Origin of the sequence: Thiolapillus sp., assembly GCF_048562965.1 — a bacterium.
Taxonomy (GTDB): Bacteria; Pseudomonadota; Gammaproteobacteria; order Chromatiales; family Chromatiaceae; genus Thiolapillus; species Thiolapillus brandeum_A.
Genome location: NZ_JBHNMF010001437.1, coordinates 1 through 626 on the forward strand (window position 1 = coordinate 1; position 626 = coordinate 626).

Genomic DNA, 626 nt, shown 5'->3' on the forward strand with positions numbered 1-626 from the left:
GCCAGGCTCTTGTAATAGAGCACGAACCCGTTTTCTTCCCAATACAAGAGCTTGATCTTGTCCCGCCGCCGGTTGGTGAAGGCATACAGCGCCCCTTCGAAAGGGTTGTGGCCCAGCTCCTGTTCGACGATGGCAGCCAGGCCCCGGAAGCTCTTGCGGAAATCGACCGGATCACGATACAGGTAGATCCGCGGCATCCGTGGATGAGGGCGCAGCCGGTACGCCATCACAGCACCGCCAGCAGTTGTTTTACCACGGGCAGGTTCTGCACCTCGATCCCCCGGATCTCCAGGCCGTTGGGCAGGCTCAAGGTCAGGCCGGTAGGCTGCACTGCGCCTGGGATCACCGGCACAAAGCCCGACGGCCTCTCCCGGGCAGTGGGCTCGGCCACCCGGCGCAGCTTGCGGACCCAGTAGCCGAAAGTACTATACCGCAGTTCCTGTTGCTCGCAGTAGGCCTTCTGGGTCAGGTCCGATACCTGCCAGGCGGTGACGTGATCCTGCCAGAAGGTGATGCGGTCAGTACTGTCGGTCGGGGCCATGGCATTCTCCTGCGTTGTGGTGGGACAGGAGAAAGTCTGTGGCTGATGGTGTTCTGAAAAAAGGTGTCGATTCTGGGGCGCTTAC

At 61.2% G+C, this 626-nt stretch carries 2 protein-coding genes; both read right to left on the reverse strand.

What is annotated here, in order from left to right; all coding sequences use genetic code 11:
• Positions 1 to 227 (reverse strand): IS66 family insertion sequence element accessory protein TnpB (gene tnpB, locus ACOCD2_RS24795; protein WP_419626341.1); only part of this gene is annotated, 227 nt, incomplete at its 3' end.
• Positions 227 to 541, reverse strand: a complete 315-nt coding sequence (gene tnpA / locus ACOCD2_RS24800) for an IS66 family insertion sequence element accessory protein TnpA (protein ID WP_294042953.1) — start codon at positions 539 to 541, stop codon at positions 227 to 229. The genes tnpB and tnpA, both read right to left, overlap by 1 nt.
• Positions 542 to 626 lie beyond the last annotated feature (85 nt).